This is a genomic window from Bradyrhizobium sp. CCGUVB23 (assembly GCF_024199885.1).
Classification (GTDB): Bacteria; Pseudomonadota; Alphaproteobacteria; order Rhizobiales; family Xanthobacteraceae; genus Bradyrhizobium.
In genome coordinates, this window is sequence record NZ_JANADQ010000001.1 from 3,438,690 (window position 1) to 3,463,225 (window position 24,536).

Below are 24,536 nucleotides of genomic sequence, written 5' to 3' on the forward strand. Positions count from 1 at the left end.
GATTCGCTTGGCCGCGATCGACTATGATCTCGAACTAAGGCGCGCCGGCGCCGGCGCGACCGGGGGCTGGCGGCGCGTGCTGTTCCTGGCGCAGCGGCATGTGCTGGGCGCGGCCGGGTTGATCATCATGACGCTGTTCGTGTTCACGGCGATCTTCGCCAACGTCCTCGCGCGCTTCGATCCGCTCACGGTCGATGCCGCGCATGCGCTGGCGCGCCCGAGCGCGCTACACTGGATGGGCACGGACTCCTTCGGCCGCGACGTGTTCAGCCGCATCATCCATGGCGCGCGGATCTCGCTCGCGGTCGGGCTTGGCTCGACCGCGCTCGGCGCCTCCATTGGCGTCATCGTCGGCCTGACGTCGGGCTATCTCTCCGGCTGGGTTGATCTCGTGTTCCAGCGCGTCTCCGACATCCTCCAGGCGCTGCCGCTTCTGGTGCTCGCGCTGGTGATGACGGCCGCGCTCGGGCCGTCGCTGCCGAACGTCATCATTGCGATCGCCATTCCGCTGATCCCGACGGTCGCGCGCGTGATCCGCGCCAACACGCTGGCGCTGCGCGAGCAGCCGTTCGTCGAAGCCGCCAAATCGATCGGCATGAGCGAGGTGCGGATCGCGCTCCGTCACGTGCTGCCGAACACGCTGGCGCCGCTGATCGTGCTCGCCACCGCACAGCTCGGCTCGACCATCTTGACCGAGGCCTCGCTCTCCTTCCTCGGCCTCGGCATTCCCGAGCCCTACCCATCCTGGGGCCGCATGCTGTCGGAATCCGCGGCCGAATATGTCCGCACCGCACCGTGGCTCGTCGTCTTCCCAGGCATTGCGATCAGCCTTGCTGTGTTCGGCACCAATTTGTTCGGCGACGCGCTTCGCGACATTCTCGATCCGAGGCAGCGCGGCTGATGAGTGATGCGTCCGATCTCGTGCTCGATGTCAAGAACCTGAAAACGGTGTTCTTCACCAATTCGGGTCTCTTCAAGGCGGTCGACGACGTCTCGTTCAGCGTGAGGCGCGGCGAGACGCTGGCGATCGTGGGCGAATCCGGCTGCGGCAAGAGCGTCACCGCGCTCTCCTTGATGCGGCTGGTGCCGGATCCGCCCGGACGCATTGTCGGCGGTTCCGTCATGCTCGAAGGCACCGACCTGCTCGCACTCGATGAAGCCAGGATGCGCGCGATCCGGGGCAACCGCATCTCCATGATCTTCCAGGAGCCGATGACCTCGCTCAATCCGGTGATGCGGATCGGCGACCAGATCACGGAGGCGGTGCGGCTGCACAGGGACATCTCGACCAGGGAGGCCCACGACATCGCGGTCGAGATGCTGCGGCTGGTGCGTATTCCAGAACCGGCACGGCGGGCAAAGGAATATCCGCACCAGCTTTCCGGCGGCATGCGCCAGCGTGCAATGATCGCGATGGCGCTGGCCTGCCGGCCGGCGCTGCTGATCGCGGACGAGCCGACCACCGCGCTCGACGTCACCATCCAGGCGCAGATTTTGGCGCTGATCCTCGATCTCCAGAAGGAGCTTGGCACCGGGCTCGTGCTGATCACGCATGATCTCGGCGTCGTCGCGCAGACCGCGCAGCGCGTGATCGTGATGTATGCAGGGAAGAAGGTCGAGGAAGCGAGTGTCGAGGCGCTGTTCGCCGCGCCGAAACATCCCTATACGCGCGGGCTGATGGCCTCGATCCCGGCCGTGCCGGCCTCGGGTGTCGCGTCGCAGGCGCGGCTGAACGAAATTCCCGGCACCGTGCCGTCGCTGGTGCGGCTGCCAAAAGGCTGCGCCTTTGCGCCGCGCTGCAAGCTCGCCGTAAAACGCTGCGAGGAATACCCACCGCTGATGGACTGGGGCAGCGGTCACCTCGCCGCCTGCTGGCGCGCGGCCGAGGTTGAGGAGGAGGTGGCATGAGCGAGGCGCTGCTCGAGGTCACCGATCTGATGAAGCATTATCCGGTGCGGGCCGGCGTACTGCGGCGGCAGGTCGGGACCGTGCATGCGGTCGATGGTGTCAGCTTCTCGCTTGGCACGGGCGAAACGCTGGGCCTCGTCGGCGAATCCGGTTGCGGCAAGTCGACGGTGGCGCGCAGCGTGCTGCGGCTGATCGAGCCGACCTCGGGCCAGATTCGGCTCGACGGCGAGGACATCACGCATCTCTCCAAGACCGAGCTGCGGCCGCATCGCCGTTCGATGCAGATCGTGTTCCAGGACCCGTTTGCATCGCTCAATCCGCGCATGACCGCGGGCGACATCGTCGGCGAGCCGCTCGCGGTACATGGCCTCGCGAGCGGCAAGGCGCTGGAGACGCGCGTCGCACAACTGTTCGAGCAGGTGGGCCTGCGGCCGGACCAGATGCGCAACTTTCCGCACCAGTTCTCCGGCGGCCAGCGCCAGCGCATCTGCATCGCGCGGGCGCTCGCGCTTCAGCCACGGCTGATCGTCTGCGACGAGCCGGTCTCGGCGCTCGACGTCTCGATCCAGGCGCAGGTGATCAACCTCCTGATCGACCTGCAGCGGCAGCACGGCTTCTCCTATCTCTTCATCGCGCATGATCTGGCGGTGGTCGCCCATATCAGCCACCGCGTCGCGGTGATGTATCTCGGCCGCATCGTCGAGGTCGCGGGCAAGGACGAGCTATTCAGGAATCCGCGCCATCCCTACACGCAAGCCCTGCTCGCCTCGGTCCCGATCGCCAACCCGCACGCGAAGCGGCTCGCGCCGCTGGTCGACGGCGATGTGCCAAGCCCCGTCAATCCGCCATCAGGCTGCGCGTTCCACACCCGCTGCCGCTTTGCGATGGAGCGATGCAAGACGGAACGGCCGGCGCTGATGGAGGCCGGCGACGGGCATCAGGTGGCGTGCTTGCTGAATGAAGGGACGGGGCGGAGCCCTGTAGACTTGTAGAATGGGTTAGCGAAGCGTAACCCACCGCTTCTCTGTCAGCGCGGAAGGTAGAGAGGTGGGTTACGCCTTCGGCACCCTACGATTGCGGTACTTGCGGCACTATCTCGCCTCGATCTCCACCACGATCTTCCCCGTCGTCACCTGCTCGCCCTCCGCGACGTCGATCGCCGCGACCACGCCGTCGATGCCGGCCTTGTGGACGTGCTCCATCTTCATCGCTTCCAGTGTCATGACCGGCTGGCCGGTGGTGACGCGATCACCGGGCTTGACCAGCACCGCGACGACGCGGCCGTTCATGGCGGCGCGGACCTTGCCGTCGCCGCCATTGGTTGCGGCGGCCTTCGGCGGGGCGAGGGTGAGATCGGTGACCGCAAACGGGACGCCGCGGTGCTGGAGATAGAGCCGGTCGCCGTCGCGCAGGAATTTTGCGGCGTCCATGAGACCGTTGTGGCGGAAGCGAATGGCGTCGGGATCGAGCTGATCGATCTCGAACTTGTGGCTTTGGCTATCGAGCACCACCATGTACCCGCCATCGCGCTCGCGCGTGATTTCGAGCTCGTGCATGTGACCGTCCAACTCAATCTTCGCAGGGAGCGGAAACGTTGCCGCCAGACTCCGTCCGGCCCGCCATGGCGGGGCATGGGGGTTGGTGACGTAGAACAACAAGCCCGCCAGCGCCGTGTCGAACGCACCGTTCTTGCGCGGCGCCAGCAATTCGTGGCAATGGGCGCCGATGAACGCCGTCGTCGCCTCAGCCCCGGCAAAGCCGGGATGCCGCAGGCACGACATCAGGAACGCCTGGTTGGTGGTGACGCCGAAAGCGGTGAGCTGTTCCAGGCCGCAGATAAGGCGGCTGCGTGCTTCCTCGCGGCTCGCGCCGTGGCTGATGACCTTGGCGATCATGGAATCGTAGAACGGCGGGATCTCCGTGCCGGATTGCAACGCGTGCTCGACGCGCACGCCCTCCGGAACCTGCCAGCGCGCGATGCGGCCGGACTGCGGCATGAAATCGTGTGCAGCGTCCTCCGAGCACAGCCGCACCTCGATGGCGTGGCCGAAGAACCTGATGTCCTGCTGCTTCACCGGCAGCAGCTCGCCGCGAGCGACGCGCAGTTGCAACTCGACGAGGTCCAGGCCGGTGATCGCTTCGGTGACGGGATGCTCGACCTGGAGGCGCGTGTTCATCTCCATGAAGTAGAACGCGCCGCTTTCGTCGAGCAGGAACTCCAGCGTGCCGGCTCCCTCATAACGCAGCGCCTTCACCGCTGCGACGGCGACCTCGCCCATCTTCGCACGCAACTCCGGAGTTACGGCCGGCGATGGTGCCTCCTCGATCAGCTTCTGGTGGCGCCGCTGCACCGAGCAATCGCGCTCGCCGAGATGGATGGCGTTGCCATGGGCATCACCGAACACCTGGATCTCGATGTGCCGCGGGTTTTGGATCGCCCGTTCGAGGATGACAGTGGGATCGCCAAATGCCGCCTTGGCTTCGGACCGCGCGCTGCGCAGCGCATCCGGAAACGACACGGCATTAGTGACGAGCCGCATGCCGCGGCCGCCGCCACCGGCCACCGCCTTGATCATCACGGGAAAGCCGATCTTGTTGGCCTCCGCGAGCATCACCTCGTCGCTCTGGTCGACACCCTGATAGCCTGGCACGATAGGTACGCCGGCCTTCTTCATGATCTCCTTGGCGCCGGCCTTGTTACCCATCGCCTCGATTGCCTGCGGCGACGGGCCGATGAAGACGAGACCCGCATCCTTGCAAGCCTGCGCAAACGCCTCATTCTCGGCAAGGAAGCCATAGCCGGGATGCACAGCATCCGCGCCGCTCGCTTTCGCAGCTGCAATGATGGCTGGTATGTTCAGATAGGATTGCGCCGGCAAGGCTTCGCCGATCCGCACGGCCTGGTCGGCCTGCCGCACATGCAAGGCGTCGCGATCCGCATCCGAATAGACCGCGACGACGCCGAGGCCGAGCCGCCGCGCGCTCCGCATCACCCGCAGCGCGATCTCGCCGCGATTGGCGACCAACACCTTGAAGAACGGCCGGTGCTGCACTGATCCGTTCCTCATGGGCGGGCCACCGAGAATTGCATGCGCTGGGGAGTCCGTGCGTCGCCCTCGCGGCAGATCGCGAGAACCTCGGACAGAATTGCGCGGGTGTCGCGAGGATCGATCACGCCGTCGTCGAGCACGCGGGCGCTGGTCGAGAACACATCCATCTGGCCATCGAACACTCCGATGATCTGCGCTTTCATGGCCTCGAGCTTGTCCTGCTCGATCGGCTTGCCGCGTCGCGCAGCGGCAGCCTCCGTCACGATCGCCATGGTCTCGGCGGCCTGCTCGCCGCCCATCACAGCGGTCTTGGCATTGGGCCAGGAGAAGCAGAAGCGTGGGTGGAAGCCGCGGCCGCACATGCCGTAATTGCCTGCGCCGAAGGAGGCGCCACAATAGATCGTGATCTGCGGCACGGTCGCCGACGTCACCGCCTGGATCATCTTCGAGCCGTGCTTGATCATGCCGGCTTCCTCGTAGGCCTTGCCGACCATGTAGCCAGTGGTGTTGTTGAGATACAGCAACGGCGTGCGGGTCTGGCAGCAGGCCTGGATGAAGTGCGTCGCCTTGTTGGCGCCGGCCGGATCGAGCGGACCGTTGTTGGTGACAATGCCGATCGCCTGGCCCTCGATACGGGCATGGCCGCAGACCGTGGCGGGGCCATAGTTCGGCGCCATCTCGGTGAAATCGGAATCGTCGACGATGCGGGCGATCACCTGCTTCATGTCGACTGGGCGCTTATGGTCCATCGGCATGATGCCGAGCAACTCGTCCTGGTCGTAGCGCGGCGGCTTACATTGCGCGCTCGCCCGGCCCGGCCGTTCCCATTCCAGCGCCGCCATGATCTCACGTGCGATGCGCAGGGCATCGCGATCATCCTCGGCGAGATAGTCGCCGAGACCGGAGGTCTGCGTATGCATCTCGGCGCCGCCGAGCTCTTCTTCGGTCGCGATCTCGCCGGTTGCAGCCTTGAGCAGCGGCGGCCCCGCGAGGAATGCGCGCGTGCGGCCGCGCACCATGACGATATAATCGGACAGACCCGTCTGATAGGCCCCACCCGCGGTCGATGAGCCATGCGTCACGGTGACGACGGGAAGGCCCGCCGCCGAGAGCCGCGCGAGGTTGCGAAAGATGTTGCCGCCGCGAACGAAGTCCTCGACGCGATAGCGCAAGAGGTTGGCGCCGGCGCTTTCGACCAGCTGCACGTAGGGCAGCTTGTTCTCCAGCGCGAGCTCCTGCACGCGCAGCGTCTTGTCGAGGCCGTAAGGTTGCAGCGCGCCGGCATCGATGCCGGCGTCGCTGGCGCTGACCATGCATCGAATGCCCGAGACGAAGCCGATGCCTGCGATGACGCCGCCGCCGGGCACGCTCTTGTTGGCATCGGGAACATCGAACATGTAGCCGGCAAGCGTCGAGAGCTCGATGAAGGGCGCGCCGGGATCGAGCACCAGCGCGACGCGCTCGCGCGGCAAGAGCTGGCTGCGCTTGTGGAAGCGGTCCTTCGCAGCGGCGGACGCCGCGCGCGTGCGCTCTTCCAGCGCGCGCATCCGTTCGATCAGCGCGAGCATGCCGTCACGATTGGCGTGGTAGGTCGCGCTGCCGGGGGAGATGGTGTTTTCGATGATGGACATAGCTCTTTCCTACCCGTCATTGCGAGGAGCGAAGCGACGAAGCAATCCAGGCTGTTTCCGCGGATACATTCTGGATTGCCTCGCTTCGCTCGCAATGACGGTGGGGGGAATACCTACCGATTCGTCCCAAAAATCCTCCGCGCCTCGGCCGGGCTCGCGATCTCGCGGCCGGCACGCCGCGCGCAGGCCGCCACCGCTTCGATCAACTGACCGTTCGACGTCACCTTCCTGCCGTCGGCGAGATAGAAGGTATCTTCAAGACCAGTGCGGAGATGACCGCCGAGATCGGCGCAGCGCTGGTGCAGCGGCCAGATGTCTTCGCGGCCGATTGCCGTGACCTGCCAATGCGCCTCGGGACGCTTCAGCTTGAGCAGGATCGGCAGCAGCTCGGGATCGGCGGGCATGCCGGAGGCAACACCCATGACGAAATTGTATTCGAGCGGTCCCTTGTACATGCCGACTTGAGTGTACATGCCGACACAGCGGACGATGCCGACGTCGAAACATTCGAACTCGGGGATGGTGCCGACCGCATTCATGACGTCGAGATAGTCCTTCACCTTCTCGACCGCGTTGTCGAACATCATCGGCGGCCAGGCCCAGCTGTTGTCAGCCTTCACCTTCAGATAGTTCAGCGAGCCGGCGTTGCAGGCGGCGATCTCCGGCTTGGTCTCGCGGATGCAATCGAGCGCGCCGCTGTAGTTCGGCCCCGACACGCCCGAGGTGTGATTGATGATCACACCGGGGCAGGCTTCGCGGATCGCCTGCTGGATCTCGCGCGAAACGCTGACCTCCCAGGACGGCAAGTGCCCCTTGTTCGGCGCCTGCTGACGCAGATGAATGTGCATGATGCTGGCGCCGGCATCGAATGCTGCCTTGGCCTCACGCGCCATCTCTTCGGGCGTCACCGGCACGTTGTGCTGCCGGGGATCGGTGAGAACGCCATTCAGCGCGCAGGTGATGACGGCCTTGTCGCTCATGCCTTGGATGTCTCGCAGGTTGAGAATGCAACGCTTGCGATCATGTGACGAGGGGGCTGCGGCTTCTTGCGCGGAGAAGCTAGAGCAGCCGAAGCTACCGTAGGGTGGGCAAAGGCGCTCTTGCGCCGCGCCCACCATCTCTCCAGACTTCAGCTGAAGCGGTGGGCACGCTTCGCTTTGCCCATCCTACAAGGTCCCTCGGCTAGCTTGCTTCCGCAAGCTTCACCGTCTCGCCGCTGCGATAGATCGCAAGATCGCGCGAGCCGACGAAGATCGCGCGCGGCTTCAGGCCATAGAAGCGGCGGATCGAGTGGCTGAAATGCGTGCTGTCGGGATAGCCGATGTCCTGCGCGAGATGGGCGAGGTTGAGGTCCTGGTTGGCGAAATTTAGGAGATACCGCGCGCGCTTCCAGGCGCGGAAGGAGCGGAAGGAGATGCCGGTCTCTTCCTTGAACAGGTGCAGGAAGCGCGAAGCCGAGAGGCCCGCTTCCGCCGCGCATGCTTCCGCCGTCACCGGCTCGCCGGAGAAGCGTTCGATGCGCGCGATCGCCCGCGTCACGCGAGGATCGAGCACGCGGCGCGGCAGCGCTTCGCCAAAACACGTCCCGTCGAATTCGGCGGTGGTGACGTCGCCATAGCGGCGCTGGCGCAGCAACGCGTAAGCCGCGAGGATCTTTCGCGCATAGGCCGCCTTGTCGGGCCCGGTGAGCCGCTCGGCCAGTGCCTCGATCACGCCGTCCGGCATGCTCTCCGGCTCGAGCGTCACGCTGATGACGGTGCGATAGTCGCTCGCGATGGTGTGCCGCTGGTTCGGCAGGGTCACGACAAGGATATCGGTGGTATGGACATCGTCGATGGTCAGATGCAGGCTGCCCTTCACCGCGACATAGACGTGGCAGCAGCCGGCGGTCCGCCGGCGCGGCCGGCCGAGCAACCCCGCATAGAACACGCGCTCCGGCGTGATCAGCATCAAATGGTCGGATTCGCGACCCTTATCTTCCATTGGCGTCTTCCATCGGCGGTCCTCCTCGCGCGGCTCTTCGGGCCGCTGCGGACGGGGCCACCTTAGCGGAATTTTGGGCGGTGTCACGACGGGATAGCGCTGTCATAAAACACGCTGCGTCGTTCCGGGGCGGTCCGCAGGACCGAGTCCGGAACCTGGAAATTGCAGCGCGAGATTCCGGGGTCGATGCTTCGCATCGCCCCGCAATGACGGCTTCGTTACGCCCTCAGCCTCGGCGCGACCTTCTGCTCGATGCCGGCCTTCTGTTCCGCCGCCACCGCGCGTTTGAAACCCTCGCGCCGTTGCAGCCGCGCCCAATAGGCTGCGACATTTGGCCCGAAATCCCGCGAAAGGCCGATGCTTTCTGCAAGCCGCAGGGCATAGCCGATCACGATGTCGGCGGCGGTGAAACGGCCGGCGCACAAGGCCTCGGTATTGGCAGTCGCTGCCTCGACCGCGCGCAGGCGCCCGAGGAACCATTTTGCATAGTCGCCGGCGACCTGCGGATTGCGCCGTTCCTCCGGCTCGAGCTGGGCGTAACGGAGCACCAGCGTCTGTGGGAAGGTTAACGTCGCATCGCTGAAATACATCCAGTTCAGGAAGGCGCCGAAATCGGGATCATTGGCATCGACCATCAGCGGCGTCGGCCCGTATCGGGTGCCGAGATAGTGGCAGATGCCGGACGATTCCGTCATCCGCGTCTCGCCATCGATCAGATAGGGAATCGTGCCCAGCGGATTGATCGCGAGGTACTCCCTGGCAAAGACGCGCGGCGGGAACGGCAGCATCTTCAGCTCATAGGGCAGGCCCATCTCCTCCAGCATCCAGAGCGGGCGGAAGGAGCGCGCAGCGTCGCAGTGGTAGAGCGTGATCATCAGGCGTTTCCCCTAGAGCATGATCCGGAAAAGTGTGCAGCGGTTTTCCGAAAAGATCATGCTCAAACCTTAAAGCTGCCGGGCAGCGTTCCCATCATCTTGCACAAGACCATCAGCATGACCTCATCGGCGCCGCCGCCGATCGAGGTCAGGCGGCTGTCACGATAGGCGCGGCTGACCGGCGTCTCGTTGGTAAAGCCCATTCCGCCCCAATATTGCAGGCAGGCATCGGTGAGTTCACGTCCCAAGCGGCCGGCCTTCAGCTTGGCCATGGTTGCAAGCTTCGTCACGTCCTCGCCCGCCACCAGCGCCTCGCCCGCACGATAGACCAGCGCGCGCAACAGCTCGACCTCGGTCTGCATCTCCGCAAGCTTGAAGTGCACGATCTGGTTGTCAAGGATGCTCTGGCCGAAGGCCTTGCGGTTGCGGGTATATTCGATCGTCTCGTTGATGATGTATTCGTGCGCCTTTAGGCAGGCGGCCGCGCCCCACAGCCGCTCCTCCTGGAACTGGATCATCTGGTAGGTAAATCCCTTGCCCTCCTCGCCGATCCGGTTGCGCCTGGGCACTCGGACATTGTCGAAGAAGATCTGCGCGGTGTCGGAGGAGCGCATGCCCATCTTGTCGAGCTTACGGGCCACCGTGACGCCCCTGCTCTTCATGGGGACGCAGATCAGCGACTTGTTGCGGTGAACGGGCCCGTCGCCGGTGTTGGCGAGCAGGCAGATCCAATCGGCCTGGGCGCCGTTGGTGATCCACATCTTGCCGCCGTTGATGACATAGTCATCACCGTCCGAGCGCGCATTGGTCTTGATCGAGGCGACGTCAGAGCCTGCGCCGGGTTCGGAGACGCCGATGCAGGCGACATAGTCGCCAGCGATCGACGGCGCGAGGAACTCGCGCCGCACCTCGTCGGAGCCGAAGCGAGCCAGCGCCGGCGTCGCCATATCGGTCTGTACCCCGATCGCCATCGGCACCCCGCCGCAGGTGATGGCCCCCAGTTCCTCCGCCATCATCAGCGCGTAGGAGTAATCGAGGCCCGAGCCGCCGAACTCGACCGGCTTGTTCAGCCCGAGGAAGCCGAGGCTGCCCATCTTCTTGAACAACTCGTGCGCCGGGAAGATGTCGGCCTTCTCCCATTCATCGACATGAGGATTGATCTCGTTGGCGATGAATTTTTGCAAGGAGCGGCGGATGTCGTCGTGGTCGGCGGTGAACAGCATTTCTTTCCCTTCGTCATTCCGGGGCGCGCGAAGTGCGAACCCGGAATCCAGAGATGAGTCCAAAATATCGAGATTCCGGGTTCGACGCTTCGCGTCGCCCCGGAAGGACGGTGAAGATCACAACCCCATCTGCCGCGACGCCAGATCCTTCATGATCTCCTCAGTGCCGCCGCCGATGGCGTTGACCTTGACCTCGCGGTAGATGCGCTCGGCCTTGATGCCGCGCATGAAGCCGGCACCGCCAAAGATCTGCACTGCTTCCGAGGCGCAGAACGCCATGGTCTGCGTGGCCTGGTTCTTCATCATGCAGATTTCGGCCACCGGGCTCTCGCCCTGCTCGAGCCGCCAGGCCAGCATTTCCAGCATCGCCTGGCTGGCTGCGACCTTCTGCGCCATGTCGACGATCTTGTGGCGGATCACCTGGTGCTGGGCAAGCGGCTTGCCGAACGTCTTTCGTTCCTTCGCATAGGCGATCGCCTCATCGAGGCAGACGCGGGCAAAGGCCGTGCAGCCGGCCGCCATGCCCATGCGCTCGCTGTTGAAGTTTTGCATGATGATCTTGAAGCCCTGCCCTTCTTCGCCGATCAGGTTCTCGGCCGGCACGCGGCACTCGTCGAAATGCAGCGTCGCGGTGTCCGACGCCCACCAGCCCATCTTCTTCAGCTTGGTGCGCGACAGGCCGGGCGTATCGCCCTCAATCAGCAGCAGGCTGACGCCGCCGGCGCCCTCGCCGCCCGTGCGCACGGCAACGGTCAGATAGTCGGCGCGCATGCCTGAGGTGATGAACGTCTTCTCACCGCTCACGACGTAGTGATCGCCATCACGCCGCGCTCTGGTGCGGAGGTTCGCGACGTCGGAGCCGCCGCTCGGCTCGGTGATCCCGAGCGCGGAGATCTTTTCGCCGGCAAGGATCGGCGGCAGCACCCTGGCCTTGATCTCGGCACGGCCCGCGCGCGCAATCGGCGGCGCGCCGATAGTGTGGCTCATCAGCGACGCACTGATGCCGCCGGCACCGGCCCGCGCCAGCTCCTGGCTCGCCACGATCCTCATGAACTGGTCGGCGGGGACGCCGCCAAATTCCTCGGGGAACCCAAGCCCCAAGAGGCCGATCGCGGCGGCCTTGCGATACAGCGCGCGCGGGAATTCGCCGGCCTCGTCCCATTCATGGGCATGAGGCTCGATCTCCTTTTCAACGAAGCGGCGCATCACGGCGCGGAAGGCGTCGTGCTCAGCGGTATAGAACGGGCTCGTCATCGCGTGGTCGCTTTCGCTGGCGGCGATTCTTGTTGCCACCATGGCCGGAACACCACCCGCCCACTTGCGTCGAGTGGCTGGCTTGGGACACCCGACTTCGGTCGGGCCACGCTCCAGCAACTCAACGCAAGACAGTTTAGCCCCTCGCGGACCAACTCCGAACCAAAAAAGAAACTTGCACAAAACTCCGGCCGGCCCCTCGGGGCTGGCCTGGGCATGTTTCACGGCATGACGGGCAGGCAGCGCACGACCGCAAATGGAGGGACACTTGACCGTTCGCCATTACGACTGGATCGCCCATCATAGCCGCCGCGCGCCAGACAAGATCGCGGTCCACGACCTCGCAAGCGAGCGCCGCTTCAGCTACGCGCAATTCGATGCACGGATCTCGCGCCTCGCCACACATCTGCGCGACAGCCTGAAGGTCTCGCGCGGCGATCGCGTCACGGTGCTGGCGCAGAACACGACCGACACGCTGGAAGTGCAGTTCGCCTGCTTCCGGCTCGGCGCGGTGTTCGTGCCGCTGAACACCCGCCTCACCGTTCCCGAATTGCAATTCATCGTCGCCGATTGCGCGCCGAAGGTGATGGTTCATGACCGCGATCTCGCCGAGACCGCCCTTGCGGTGACAAAACTCTGCGGCGTCGGCACGACGCTGCTGCTTGGCCCAGGAGCCTCGTACGAAGCCGGCATCGCGACGGCAAAGCCGCTCGACAGGGTCGAGCAGGTGACGCTCGATGATATCTCGACCATCATGTACACCTCGGGCACCACGGGCCATCCCAAGGGCGCGACCATCACCCATGGCATGACGTTCTGGAATTGCGTCAATCTCGGTGGCCCTGCCGGCATCGGGCCGTCCACGGTGCTGCTCACTGTGCTGCCGCTGTTCCACACCGGCGGGCTCAACTGCTACACCAACCCCGCGCTGCATGCCGGCGGCACCGTGCTGATCATGCGCGCCTTCGATCCCGCCCTCGCGCTGCAGCTGCTCGGCGATCCCGCGCAAGGCATCAACGTCTTCTTCGGCGTGCCCGCGATCTACCAGTTCATGGCGCAGCATCCGGCCTTCGCGACCACCGATCTGAGCCGGCTGGCCACCTGCGGCGTCGGCGGCGCGCCGATGCCGGTGCCGCTCTTGAAGGTCTGGGAGGCGCGCGGCGTCGCGCTTCAGCAGGGCTATGGCATGACCGAGACCTCGCCGGCCGTGCTGGTGCTCGATCGCGAGGACGCGGCGCGCAAAGCCGGTTCCGCCGGCAAGCCGGTGCTGCACACGGAGGTGCGGATCGTGCGGCCGGACGGCCGCGATGCGGATGTCGGCGAGCTTGGCGAGCTCTGGGTGAAGGGACCGAACATCACGCCCGGCTACTGGAACCGGCCGGAGGCCAACAAATCCTCCTTCACCGACGGCTGGCTGCATACGGGCGATGCGACGCGCGTCGACCAGGAGGGCTTTTACTACATCGTCGATCGCTGGAAGGACATGTACATTTCCGGCGGCGAGAACGTCTATCCGGCCGAGGTCGAGAACGTCCTGCATCAGCTCAGCGCGATTGCCGAAGCAGCCGTGATCGGCATTCCCGATGCGCAATGGGGCGAGGTTGGCCTTGCCATCGTTGCGGTCAAGCCGGGACAACGCTTGAGCGAAGCGGACATCTTCGCGCACTGCGCTGCCAATCTCGCGCGCTTCAAATGCCCGCGCCAGGTCCGCTTCGTCGACGCGCTGCCGCGCAACGCCACCGGCAAGATCCACAAGCCGACGCTGCGAAAGGAATTTTCGGCGGCTTCGGAAGTCGACAAGGCCGCGACCGCCTGAGCGTCAAGCCTCGCGCGGCTGCACGTCGCTCGCCACTTCGATCGCCACCACCGGCAGGCCGAGGCGGCGCGAATCGCCTACGGCCGCAAAGCGCGGGCAGGTCCATGCCAGCGTGGCCTCACCGGGCGATGGCAGCTCAAGGCGCAGTTCGAAGCCATCCTCATCGATCGCGATCGATCGCTCCGCGATACGTTCGCCGTCGAGATAGAAGCGAAGCCCGATTCGATTAAAGGGTTCGCGGACATTGAGGCATTGAACACGAACCACGTTGCGGCCGGGCCGCGCGCTGATCCGGACCGCGGCTTCGGGCTCACTCCAGCGGAAGGCGCGGCCCTGCCAGGTCTCCACCGCATTGAAGCCGGCCTGCGCGAGCACAGGATCGCCCAACCGCTGCAAGGGACCACCTCCAGCCTCGCGAACGCGGCGGATGCAATCGAGACGCTGAAAATCGATCAGGGCCGCAATGTAACGCTTCATCCAGCGCGCGATGCTCTCGCGCGAGCCGACACGCGCCAGCGCGGTCAGGACGCAGCGGGCATAGGCCGCAGCGAGCCGCGCCGCACCGCGCGCGGAGAGGTTGCCAAACAACGCAGGTCCGACCCAGCGCCGGAAGCCGCGCCATGTCTCGTGAGGCCGCCTCGACCATGCACGGCCATCAAGCACCAAGGCGCGAAGCGCGCTTCGCGCAAGTGCGGGATCGAAATCGTCCTGACTGCTCCATTCGACCGGAATGTCCAGAAGCTCGCTGCCGGGTTCACGTCGTCCTTCGCTGAGGTAGCGGATCTCGCCTTCCACGAAATCGAGCGTGAACGTCTTCAGGTCGGACAGCCGTCCGATGTAGTAATGATGGAAGCGCGCCTCCTCGAGATAACCGATGACGTGGCCGCGCGCATGGTAGGCGGCTGCGAGCACCCATTCGGCGAAATGGCCGAGCTCCTCGCGCAGGCCGCCACATTCCTCATAGGCCTCGCGGCGCGTCACGAAGCATTGGTCCAGCACCTTGCGCCAGGGATGTACCTTCATGCCGAAATCGATGTCGGCCTGGTACATCGCGGCCTCCGCCTCCGACAGGCGGTTGCGGCAGACCGGAATCGACTTGCAGGAAAAGCCCGACCACTCGGGATGCTCCTCGAAGGCGCGGACACACAGCGCGAGCACATCGGGCTCCGGCCAGCAGTGCGATTCCGTGAAGAACAGATATTTCCCGCGCGCCCTCGCCGCGCCGATCGCGCAAAGGCCGATGTCATGAGCCGAATCGGAGAATTCGAGCCGCGCCTCACCGCCAGCAAGCGCGGACAGATTTTCACGCGGCGAAAAGTCCGGCGGCACGACCAGGATGATCTCGTAAAGCTGGCGCGCGATGGTCTGCGACATCCAGCCCTGCCATGACTGCTCCCACTGCCCGCGGTGAAATTCAAGCGGAATGATAACGGAGAACAGCGGACGCTCGGCGTCGGGCGCGGCTTGCGGACTGGGCATGAATGACACTGGCAAATAGATTCAATAAAAAGGCAATGCCGGGACGAAAGAGCCGCTAGACCGGAAGGAACAGCGCGAATGACTCGTCCACCGTGCGGCGCAGATGGTCACGGTACAGCGCGTAGTTGATATTGTCGGGAGCAATCCGTCCCAAGGTCGGCGTCTTGACGTTTCGCGCGGGCACGAGCGCGATCGGCGCCGCGATCGGCGTCAGCTGCGAGCCGGGGCCGGCACGCAGCGTCGAGATGATGCCATACATCTCGCCGGCCACCGTCGGCCGCGACACCGTGATCACGCGATGCTGACCGTGCCGGTTGATGACGAGATATATGAAGCCGGACTGATGGGGAACGGCGACCTCGCCGGTGTGCTCATAGGCGGCGTCGGTGCGCTCACCCTCGCGGAAGACCAGCGACGAAACTTTCGGCTCCCAGACGATCTCGGTGCGATAGGCAAAGAGCGCATCCTTATCGCCGAATGACGGCCGCAGCGTGATGTAGACGTCCTCGAGCCAGGTCACCGCGCGGTGCGAATAGGAGCCGAGACTGTCGGGCGCGACATCGTTGCCTGCGGCAGGCGCCGGCGGCGCGGCGTGATTTTTCCGCAAGGCGACCCCCAGGGCCTGCTCCAGCCGCACCGTGGTCGCCAGCGTGAACGGGCGCCGGCCGCCCAGCACCTTCTCCAGCGTCGACAGGCTGAGCTTGGCCTGCTCGGCCAGCGCCTGCCGGGAGATGCGCCGCTTGGCGAGCTCCTCGCGGATTTTCTCAGCGACCTCGCGGCTTTGCTCGTCGGTAAGCTGCTTGTCCGGCGTCTGCATCGTCATTCCCTGCTCCAGACGGACATTCTAGCAGGCCGGACAAATCAGCACAAAACCGCACAGGGCCGTCTCCACGACGGCCGGCCCGGGTGGCCGGCGGCCGAACATTGCCGATCATTCTGCTCGCGAAATCAGGGCTCCGAGGCCGAAATAGAGGCCAGCCAAACGTGCTTCGGGAGCAGATGAGATGAGCATTTATGACGAGACCGACAGTGACGAGCACCCCTTGCTGCGAAATCTGATCAATCTGGGGCTGTTTCTGCTGGCGCAGGGCGTTGCCGTGATCCTGATCGCCTTCGTGGCCCTGCTCGTGAGCTTCGTGCCGAGCTGGTCGGCCACGTCAGAGCAGGCAAGCCTGCTGCAGCCCGGCGAGACCCGCTCGGGGACGCTGTTTCTGAAGGACGACGGCGCCACCACGGAGGCCGTCCGACTCGGCATCGACGTCGACATCACCGTCTCCGGCCCGACGCTGCGCGCCCGCGTCACGCAGGTGTTCAGGAATCCCTCGAAGAACTGGGTCGAGGCAACCTACGTGTATCCGATGGCCACCAACGGCGCGGTCGACACTCTGAAGATGGTAGTCGGCGACCGCGTCATCGTCGGCGACATCAAGGAACGGCAGCAGGCGCGCGTGATCTACGAGCAGGCGCGCCGGGACGGCCAGAAGGCCGCACTCACCGAACAGGAACGGCCGAACATCTTCACCAACTCGGTTGCCAATATCGGCCCGGGTGAAACCGTGCTGGTGCAGATCGAATATCAGGAGCCGGTGCACCAGTCCGGCAACGAATATTCGCTGCGCGTACCGCTCGTGGTCGGGCCGCGGTACAATCCGGCGCCGATCGTGCAGAGCGTCGATTTCCGTCCCGACGGCTCTGGCTGGGGCGCGAGCAAGACCGACCCGGTGCCGGATCGTGACCGTGTCTTGCCGCCCGTGCTGGATCCCGCCAGGAATCCGCCGGTCAATCCGACCAGCATCACGGTTCGGCTCCAGGGCGGCTTCGCGCTCGGCGAGGTCAAGAGCCATCACCACGCCGTCAAGATCGAGAGCCCCGACAATGCAACGCGGATCGTTCGTCTTGCCGACGGGACCGTGCCCGCGGACCGCGATTTCGAGCTGTCCTGGAAGCCCGCAGCCGAGAAAGCGCCCTCGGTCGGCCTGTTCCGCGAGTATGTCGGCGACGCCGATTACCTGCTTGCCTTCGTGACCCCGCCGTCGGTCGAGCAAGCGACGCAAAAACCGTTGCCGCGCGAAGTCGTGTTCGTGATCGACAATTCCGGCTCCATGGGCGGCACGTCGATCATCCAGGCCAAGGCGAGCCTCAACTACGCGCTCTCACGCCTCCAGCCGAATGATCGTTTCAACGTCATCCGCTTCGACGACACCATGGACGTGCTGTTCACGACGTCGGTGCCCGCCGATGCCGAGCATGTGCGGCAGGCAACCGCTTTCGTGGACGCGCTTCAGGCGCGTGGCGGCACCGAGATGGTGCCGGCGATGCGCGCCGCACTGACCGACAGTCTCGGCGACACCAGCATGGTCCGCCAGGTCGTATTCCTGACGGACGGCGCGATCGGCAACGAGCAGCAATTGTTCGAAACGATCACGGCGATGCGTGGCCGCTCGCGCGTCTTCATGGTGGGCATCGGCTCTGCGCCCAACACCTATCTGATGACCCGCGCCTCCGAGCTTGGACGCGGCGCCTTCACCCATATCGGCTCGGTCGAGCAGGTCGAGGAGCGCATGCGCGGCCTGTTCGCCAAGCTGGAAAATCCGGCCGTGACCGGCCTCTCCGCCAAGTTCTCGGATGCCTCGGCCGATATCACGCCGGCAATCATTCCCGACGTCTATCGCGACGAGCCGCTGGTGCTCGCGGCAAAGCTCGACAAGCTTGCGGGCTCGCTCGAGATCAAGGGGCGCGTCGGTGACCGGCCATGGTCGGTGACGCTGCCTCTGCAGAACGCCGCCGAGGGCAAGGGTCTGTCAAAGCTCTGGGCCAATCGCAAGATCGGTGACGCAGAGGTCGCGCGCACCATGCGCGAGATGAGCCCCGACGATGCCGACAAGACCATCTTGCGACTGGCGCTGGAGCACCAGATCGTCACCCGGCTGACCAGCCTCGTCGCCATCGACAAGACGCCGAGCCGCCCCGAAGGCGAACCGCTCAAGCTCAGTGAGCTGCCGATCAACCTGCCGGCCGGCTGGGACTTCGAAAAGGTGTTCGGCGAACGGCCGCAGCAAGTGCCGACGCAGCTGAAGGAGCGTCATGCGGATGCGAGCACCCAGCCGACCGCGCGGCGCCCGACGCCTGCGGCCGCCGACACGATCCGCCTGCCGAAGACGGCCACCTCGGCCGAGTTGAAGATGACCGCAGGACTGATCGTGTTGTTGCTCAGCCTGGTCCTGTTCCTGTTCAACCGGCGTCAGCCCTTGCTCACTGACGCCGGGTGAAAGAGGAGGTCTCAGCCACCTTCTCTCCTTCAGCGCGCGCGGCTGCCCGTCACCCGCCCCAAACAGCCGCGCGCGCCTTTTTTCTCAGCACCGTCATTGCGAGGAGCGGAGCGACGAAGCAATCCAGACTGCCGCCGCGGATGCAGTCTGGATTGCTTCGCTCCGCTCGCAATGACGAGAGAGTGAAACATCATGCGCCGCATCATCTCCCCCGTCACCCTGGCCCTCGTCGGCGTCATCCTGTTCGGCGACGGCGCCTATATCCACGCCAAGGCATGGCTGGCGCAGGTGCTGCTGGAGCGCGCGTTCACCAAGAGCATCGCAAGCGGTCAACCGACCAAGCCGTGGTCATGGGCGGATACGTGGCCGGTGGCACGGATCGAGGTGAAGCGGATCGGCGCCAGCGCCATCGTGCTCGCCGGCAGCAGCGGCCAGGCGCTTGCCTTCGGTCCCGGACATGTCGAACAGACCGCAGATGCCGGCGAGCGCGGCGTCGCCGTCTACGCGGCGCATCGCGACACGCATTTCCGTTTCCTGCAAGATGTTGTCGTTGGTGACGAGATCGAGCTCACGCGCAGCGACGGCAAGCGCTTCCACTACCGGGCCGACGCCTCGGCCGTGGTGCGCTTCGACGCTTCGGGTATCGATCCCAATACACAAGGCTACGAGCTCGTGCTGTCGACCTGCTGGCCGTTCGACGCGCTCACCTCAGGCCCGGACCGCTACATCCTGCACGCGACGCTGATTGGAACCGGCAGCTAGGTTTGTCATCGCCGCCGTCCCGTGAGATGCTGGCAGCAGGCATACTACTTCCAGATCCAGCCGTGTGACCATGCATTCACAAGTTCAGTACCTGCCGATCACACCGGGCCTGTTTTCTATCCTGGTACTGCTGTTCGCGGGGCTAATCATCCTGATCCAGCTCCGCATCCTGCGCTATGCCTATATGAAGCTTGGCGTCGGCCCGGGAGTTGCGCTGCTGCTGTTGTTCGGCTCGCTGGTCGGCAGCTATTTCAACATCCCGATCACGGTGCTGCCGGGAAAGGCGGTGCGCTCGGGCGAGATCGTCGATTTCTTCGGCATGCGCTATGTGGTGCCGCTGGTGACGCAATGGCCGGGCACGGTGCTTGCGGTGAATGTCGGCGGCGCCGTGATCCCGACATTGATGTCGAGCTATCTCGTGCTCCGCTACCAGCTCTGGCTGAAGGCTGCGATCGCGGTGATCGCGATCGCCTTCGTCATCCACATGATGGCGACGCCGGTGCAGGGTGTCGGCATCGCGGTTCCTGTCTTCGCGCCGGTCGTAGCCACGGCGATCCTGGCCTTCCTGCTGTCGCGCGAATATGCCGCGCCGCTCGCCTATATCGGCGGCTCGATGGGCACCCTGATCGGCGCCGATCTGCTCAACCTCGACAAGATCGGCAGTCTCGGCGCCCCCGTCGCTTCGATCGGCGGTGCCGGCACGTTCGACGGCATCTTCCTGACCGGCATCCTGGCCGTGCTGCTGGCCGGCATCGCCTCGCCCTCAAGACCCAGGGAGGTCTGGTGAGAGCCTCATGTTGCGCACAATTAACGATGGCTTCTAACCATGGCTTCCGGCACTCCGTTTTGAGCGAGGAACTGAACTGGCGTCTCCGGCAGTAGACCTATAGAGAACGACTTGTGGCGAGCGGCTTCGCCGGGGCGATTTTTGATACTGCATTCCTGTTGCGGAACTTTATTGATGGACGACGAATTCAAGCAGAAGGTCTTGCAACAGCTCGATCAGATCGAAGGCCGTATCGCACTTCTGGAGAGAAACCAGCATCTCATCGCCGCGGGACAACGACGGGAGTCGTTGCGCAGTCTCTGGCGACGACCGCCGATGTGGACGTTCGAGCAATATCCGCCGCGCCTGCTCAACGCGAACGGCTTTCAGCCCGCGCCATCGGCGCCCGCGAACGCACCGCGCATCGCGATGGTGACGCCGAGCTACAATCACGTGCACTATCTCGACGCCACCATCGACAGCATCCTCAACCAGAACTATCCGAACCTGCACTATCACGTGCAGGATGGCGCCTCGATCGACGGAACGGCTGAGCTGCTGAGCAGGCGCGGCAACGGCCTGAGCTGGTGCAGCGAGCCCGACAAGGGCCAGTCCAACGCCATCAATATCGCCTTTTCCGGCGTCGACTGCGAGATCATGGCCTACCTCAACAGCGACGACATGCTGCTGCCCGGCACGCTCGCCTATGTCGCCAACTATTTCATGTCGCATCCGGACGTCGACATCGTCTATGGGCATCGCGTGTTCGTCGATCGCGACGGGCTGGAGGTCGGCCGGGCCGTGCTGCCGCCCTATCACGGCAAGACGCTCAGATATGCCGACTACATTCCGCAGGAGACCATGTTCTGGCGCAAGCGGGTGTGGGACAAGGTCGGGCCGATCGACGAAAGTTTCCATTTTGCGCTGGACTGGGACTTCATCCTTCGCGCGCAGGCGGCGGGCTTCAAATTCGTTCGTCTGCCGCGCTTCTTATCGTGCTTCCGCATCCACGATGCGCAGAAGACCGCCGCCACTTATGCGGTGGGCGTCAAGGAGATGGGAATTCTGCGGCGGCGCGTGCTGGGCTTCGATCCGACGCAGGCCGAGATCCGCCGTGTCATCGCCCCCTATCTCGCGCTCCAGATCGCCTATCACTACGGCTACAAGCTCGGTCTCCTGAAATACTGATTGAGGCAGGCCTATTCCGCGCGACGGCATTCGCGCCGCGCGGTTGCCACTCGTTCGAACTCACCCTACAAAAGCGGACGTGCCAACAAGAACGCACGCCAAGAAGAACAAGGTGAGGAACCATGGAAGCAAAGGTAACCGCTGCAACCGCCCTGCCATGGTCTCCAGCTCCCGATGCCAGCGACGTCGTGAAGGGTATCCACGCGATGCTGCATCCGCGCAACATCGTGCTGGTCGGCGCCACCGACAAGCCCGGCAACTACGCCGAGCGCATCTGGAACAACCTGATCAAGTACAGATTCGCAGGCTCGCTGTTTCCGATCAACGCGAAGCGCGAAACGATCTGGGGCGTGACCTGCTACAAGGATTTTGCAAGCCTTCCCGAGCGGCCCGATCACGTGCTGGTTCTGGTGCCGGCGCGCTTCGCCGTGCAGGTGATCCGCGACGCGGCCGCAGCCGGCGCACGCTCGGCCACCATCGTTACCTCGGGCTTCAGCGAGTTGCAGGATGAGGAGAGCCAGAAACTCGCTAGCGAATTGCAGCAGGCGATACGCGAGACCGGGCTCGCCGTCACCGGGCCGAACTGCCTCGGCAACTTGAGCGCCGGCGAAAACCTCTTCACCAATATCGACGATCGCGTCGTCACCATGGACCAGGGCGCGGTGGCGATCGCCGGACAATCCGGGGCCATCGTGATGGCGATCCGCCAGGCGCTGGAGGATCGCGGCGTCGGCGTCGGCTACATGGTGACAACGGGCAACGAGGCCGGACTCGAGACACCGGACCTCATGCGCTATTTCGCCGAGGATCCGAGCATCCGCGTGATCGTCGTCTATCTCGAGGGCGTGCGCAACACCAAGGCGTTTCGCGATGCCTGCAAGGCGGCGCGTGCCGCCAGCAAACCGGTGATCGCGCTCAAGCTCGGCGCCTCCGAAGGCGGCCGGGCGGCGGCAATGGCGCATACCGGCGCGCTTGCGGGCTCCATCGAAACCTTCGACGCCGTCGCAACGCGGGAGGGCGTGATCCGGGTGCGCGGCCTCGACGAGCTGATCGAGACCACGGAATGCTTCGTGCACAGCACTGTGCCGAAAGGCAATCGCCTTGCGGCGGTGACGCTCTCGGGCGGCAAGCGCGGGCTCCTGATCGATGCCTTCTACGCGGCCGGGCTCGACTTTGCGCCGCTGAGCCCGCATGTCAGCGGCGAGCTCGCAAAGATGCTGGGTCCCGGCTCGATCGTCGGCAATCCGCTCGACGCCGGCTTTGCCGCAGTGGTCGATCCCTCCGTCTACATGAGATCGATCAAGCTGATGATCGATGATCCCGACATCGACATCGTCATCATCGACGCCGAGCTGCCGAAGGCGCCGCATGAGCAGCGCGAGCGTAACCTGCGCATCGTCAACGAGATGGCGAGCTGGGATGCAAAGCCGGTAATCTACATCAGCGCGATGTCGATCGGCTTCACCGATTTTACAAAAGCCTTGCGCAAATCGCTGCCGCATATCGCAGTGATGCAGGGCCTCGACCGCGCGGTGACCGCGATCAAGTCGCTGCTCGACTACGCAAAGCTCGCCAAGGAAGTGCCCGATGTCGTCGCAAGCTCGAAGCGCGCGGCGCGCACCTTGCTGGAGAAGACGCTGAAGGCGGCGAACGGCGCCGCGCTCGATGAGGTCGCATCGAAGAAGCTGTTGAAGGCCTACGGCATCCCGATTTCCAAGGAAGGGATCGCGCAGACGCCGGCCGAGGCCGTGAAGATCGCCAAGCAGATCGGTTTCCCCGTGGTCGCCAAGGTCGTGAGCGCCGAGATCCTGCACAAGTCCGACATCGGCGGCGTCGTGCTCAATCTCAACAGCGCGAACGAGGTGAAGCAGGCGTTCAACGACATCACCGCGCGGGTCAAGAAGCTGAAGGGAAAGCCCAGGCTCGACGGCATCCTGATCGCTCAGCAGGTCAAGGCCGATCTCGAGCTCGTGGTCGGCGCCTCGCTCGACGCCGAGATGGGACCGGTGGTGCTGTTCGGCACCGGCGGCGTCGACATCGAGCTGATGAAGGACGTCGCGTTGGCCGGCGCGCCGCTCAATGCGGCGGAGGCACGGCAGTTGATCGGCCGCACCAAGGCTGGCGTCAAGATGCGCGGCTATCGCGGCAAGCCGAAGCTGGACGAGGCCTCCGTCGTGAAGGCCCTGGTCGGCCTCTCCAACCTGATCGCGGACGCCGGCGACCGGATCGCCTCGATCGACGTTAACCCCTTCCTGATCAATGCCAGGACCGGTGTCGCCGTAGACGCATTGATCGTCCTGAACAACGCGGCCGCCCGGCGCGCGGCCGGGCATTGATCGGCTTCCACTGGCCGCGCTTTGCCCATAAAATCGGCGCGCGGCTCCGCTTTCCTCGGCGGCGGGGCGCGGGTCGGAACGGATAATGGCGCGCAGACGTAATTTGATGATCGGAACCGTGACGCTGCTGGCGATCGCCGTGGCGTTCGGCGGGCTGCTTGGCGTGCAGAAATATCGCGCGGCCCAGAGCCGCAGCCAGCTGCGCGTGGTGTTCGAGGGCGGCTCGGCCAGCGGCCTACGCCGGGGCGGCCCGGTGAATTTCGACGGCGTGCCGGCCGGCCAGATCCTCTCGATCAAGCTCGACAATCCGCGCAAGATCGTCGCGCTCGTCATGCTCGATAACGCAGCGCCGATCCGCAAGGACACCGTGGCGGGCATCGAGTTCCAGGGCCTGACCGGCATCGCCGCGATCTCGCTGATCGGCGGCGCGCCCTCGGCACCGCCCGTGCCGCTGGATGAAGACGGCATTCCTGTGCTGACGGCCGATCTCAGCGACGCCGAGTCGATCGTCGAGACCCTGCACAATGTCGACCGCATGATCGTGAGCAACTCGGGCGCGATCAAGGACGGCCTGCGCACATTCGAAGACTATACCGCCGACCTCAAGGGCAAGGGCGAAGAGATCGACGCCGTGATGGGCAAGATCGACAAGGGCTTCGCGAGTTTCGACAATGCGGTCACGAAGATCGAAAACGTCGTACCCGGCTTCGCCGACGGCAAGGCCGACGAGCTGTTCGAGAAAGTGAAGGGACTGCGCGAGCTAGCCGACACCATGAAGAAGAAGTCGGCGAGCTTCATCGAGGACGGGCGCCGCACCCTCCTCGAGATCAGCGAAGCCGCCAACAAGATGGCCGGCACGCCGGTAGCCCCTCGCCCGCCGCGCAAGCCGCAGCAGCAGAAGCAGTGACGCTACGCGTCGCCCCGGACAAGCGAGCAGAGCAAGCGCAGATCAACCCCAGGGCATGGTTTGGCGAAGACTCGCGGTTATTGGCACAC

The 24,536-nt window shown here is 64.8% G+C and carries 19 protein-coding genes; 10 read left to right on the forward strand and 9 right to left on the reverse strand.

Annotation, left to right across the window (positions count from 1 at the left end):
- The first annotated feature begins 7 nt into the window (after nt 1-7).
- The 3 genes from NLN62_RS15705 to NLN62_RS15715 are packed head-to-tail and all read left to right on the forward strand — an operon-like array spanning nt 8 to nt 2,900.
- On the forward strand, nt 8-901 hold the full coding sequence (locus tag NLN62_RS15705) for an ABC transporter permease (protein WP_254109325.1): 894 nt from the start codon (nt 8-10) through the stop codon (nt 899-901).
- Complete coding sequence (locus NLN62_RS15710; protein ID WP_254109326.1) at nt 901-1,908, forward strand: ABC transporter ATP-binding protein; 1,008 nt, start codon at nt 901-903, stop codon at nt 1,906-1,908. The genes NLN62_RS15705 and NLN62_RS15710 overlap by 1 nt, the downstream gene beginning before the upstream one ends.
- Nucleotides 1,905-2,900 carry an ABC transporter ATP-binding protein gene (locus NLN62_RS15715; RefSeq protein WP_027521627.1) on the forward strand — a complete coding sequence of 332 codons (996 nt, stop codon included), beginning with the start codon at nt 1,905-1,907 and terminating at the stop codon, nt 2,898-2,900. Before NLN62_RS15710 ends, NLN62_RS15715 begins: the two co-directional genes overlap by 4 nt.
- A 99-nt stretch (nt 2,901-2,999) precedes the next feature.
- Here NLN62_RS15715 and NLN62_RS15720 read toward each other — a convergent pair whose 3' ends face one another.
- The 7 genes from NLN62_RS15720 to NLN62_RS15750 all read right to left on the reverse strand — a co-directional run bounded on the left by NLN62_RS15720 (nt 3,000) and on the right by NLN62_RS15750 (nt 11,924).
- Nucleotides 3,000-4,976 (reverse strand): acetyl-CoA carboxylase biotin carboxylase subunit, encoded by a 1,977-nt coding sequence (locus NLN62_RS15720; protein ID WP_254109327.1) that lies wholly within the window; start codon nt 4,974-4,976, stop codon nt 3,000-3,002.
- Nucleotides 4,973-6,589, reverse strand: coding sequence for an acyl-CoA carboxylase subunit beta (locus NLN62_RS15725; protein ID WP_027521629.1), 1,617 nt, complete (start codon nt 6,587-6,589; stop codon nt 4,973-4,975). Before NLN62_RS15725 ends, NLN62_RS15720 begins: the two co-directional genes overlap by 4 nt.
- 113 nt (nt 6,590-6,702) lie before the next feature.
- A complete protein-coding gene (locus NLN62_RS15730; RefSeq protein ID WP_027521630.1) occupies nt 6,703-7,569 on the reverse strand; it encodes a 3-keto-5-aminohexanoate cleavage protein in 867 nt (288 codons plus the stop codon).
- Between the two features lie 202 nt (nt 7,570-7,771).
- Nucleotides 7,772-8,572, reverse strand: coding sequence for an AraC family transcriptional regulator (locus tag NLN62_RS15735; protein WP_027521631.1), 801 nt, complete (start codon nt 8,570-8,572; stop codon nt 7,772-7,774).
- 218 nt (nt 8,573-8,790) lie between these two features.
- The gene (locus NLN62_RS15740; protein ID WP_254109328.1) at nt 8,791-9,447 is read right to left on the reverse strand and encodes a glutathione S-transferase family protein; all 657 of its coding nucleotides are present in this window, start codon (nt 9,445-9,447) and stop codon (nt 8,791-8,793) included.
- Nucleotides 9,448-9,509: 62 nt separating this feature from the next.
- On the reverse strand, nt 9,510-10,670 hold the full coding sequence (locus NLN62_RS15745) for an acyl-CoA dehydrogenase family protein (RefSeq protein ID WP_027521633.1): 1,161 nt from the start codon (nt 10,668-10,670) through the stop codon (nt 9,510-9,512).
- Between the two features lie 117 nt (nt 10,671-10,787).
- On the reverse strand, nt 10,788-11,924 hold the full coding sequence (locus NLN62_RS15750) for an acyl-CoA dehydrogenase family protein (protein ID WP_254113515.1): 1,137 nt from the start codon (nt 11,922-11,924) through the stop codon (nt 10,788-10,790).
- Between the two features lie 268 nt (nt 11,925-12,192).
- Here NLN62_RS15750 and NLN62_RS15755 point away from each other — a divergent pair, with 268 nt between their 5' ends.
- Complete coding sequence (locus NLN62_RS15755) at nt 12,193-13,740, forward strand: long-chain fatty acid--CoA ligase (protein WP_254109329.1); 1,548 nt, start codon at nt 12,193-12,195, stop codon at nt 13,738-13,740.
- A 3-nt stretch (nt 13,741-13,743) separates the two neighbouring features.
- On the opposite strand, the gene NLN62_RS15760 is transcribed toward NLN62_RS15755, so the two are convergent.
- Nucleotides 13,744-15,219, reverse strand: coding sequence for a glycosyltransferase family 2 protein (locus NLN62_RS15760; protein ID WP_254109330.1), 1,476 nt, complete (start codon nt 15,217-15,219; stop codon nt 13,744-13,746).
- Between the two features lie 55 nt (nt 15,220-15,274).
- Complete coding sequence (locus tag NLN62_RS15765) at nt 15,275-16,042, reverse strand: helix-turn-helix transcriptional regulator (protein WP_156944122.1); 768 nt, start codon at nt 16,040-16,042, stop codon at nt 15,275-15,277.
- A gap of 181 nt (nt 16,043-16,223) precedes the next feature.
- Between NLN62_RS15765 and NLN62_RS15770 the strand changes: the two genes are divergently transcribed.
- From NLN62_RS15770 to NLN62_RS15795, 6 genes are all read left to right on the forward strand, one after another.
- Nucleotides 16,224-18,488, forward strand: a complete 2,265-nt coding sequence (locus NLN62_RS15770; protein WP_254109331.1) for a marine proteobacterial sortase target protein — start codon at nt 16,224-16,226, stop codon at nt 18,486-18,488.
- Nucleotides 18,489-18,680: 192 nt separating this feature from the next.
- Entirely contained in the window at nt 18,681-19,250 is a 570-nt protein-coding gene (locus NLN62_RS15775; RefSeq protein ID WP_027521639.1) for a class GN sortase, read from the forward strand.
- Between the two features lie 70 nt (nt 19,251-19,320).
- Nucleotides 19,321-20,037, forward strand: coding sequence for a DUF1614 domain-containing protein (locus NLN62_RS15780; RefSeq protein ID WP_027521640.1), 717 nt, complete (start codon nt 19,321-19,323; stop codon nt 20,035-20,037).
- A 174-nt stretch (nt 20,038-20,211) separates the two neighbouring features.
- Nucleotides 20,212-21,204 (forward strand): glycosyltransferase family 2 protein, encoded by a 993-nt coding sequence (locus NLN62_RS15785; RefSeq protein WP_027521641.1) that lies wholly within the window; start codon nt 20,212-20,214, stop codon nt 21,202-21,204.
- A gap of 122 nt (nt 21,205-21,326) precedes the next feature.
- Entirely contained in the window at nt 21,327-23,540 is a 2,214-nt protein-coding gene (locus tag NLN62_RS15790; protein WP_254109332.1) for an acetate--CoA ligase family protein, read from the forward strand.
- Between the two features lie 85 nt (nt 23,541-23,625).
- Nucleotides 23,626-24,447: an MlaD family protein gene (locus tag NLN62_RS15795; protein WP_254109333.1), complete on the forward strand. Its 822-nt coding sequence runs from the start codon at nt 23,626-23,628 to the stop codon at nt 24,445-24,447.
- Nucleotides 24,448-24,536: the final 89 nt, after the last annotated feature.